At 63.7% G+C, this 311-nt stretch carries 1 protein-coding gene; it reads left to right on the top strand.

The features are described from left to right. Nucleotides 1-311 (top strand): ATP-binding cassette domain-containing protein (locus tag RZO55_RS10970; RefSeq protein ID WP_318064321.1); only part of this gene is annotated, 311 nt, incomplete at both ends.

Below are 311 nucleotides of genomic sequence, written 5' to 3'. Positions count from 1 at the left end.
TCCTGGACGAGTATCCCCATCAGCTGTCCGGGGGGATGCGGCAACGGGTCATGATCGCCATGGCCATGGTTTGCCGGCCGCGCCTGTTGATCGCCGATGAACCGACCACGGCCCTGGATGTGACGATCCAGGCCCAGATTCTCGATTTGATGCGCAGCCTCAACCGGGAATTCGGCACGGCCATCCTGCTGATCACCCACGACATGGGGGTTGTCGCCGAGATGTGCGACCGGGTGGTGGTGATGTACGCCGGTCAGGTGGTGGAGGAAGCCGACGTCCGGCGCATGTTTCGCGCCACGCAGCATCCCTAC

Origin of the sequence: Clostridium boliviensis (assembly GCF_033342255.1) — a bacterium.
GTDB lineage: Bacteria > Bacillota > Clostridia > Lachnospirales > Lachnospiraceae > Lacrimispora > Lacrimispora boliviensis.
The sequence above is the reverse complement of the archived record's forward strand: the minus strand, read 5'-3'. Positions and strand labels throughout refer to the sequence as shown.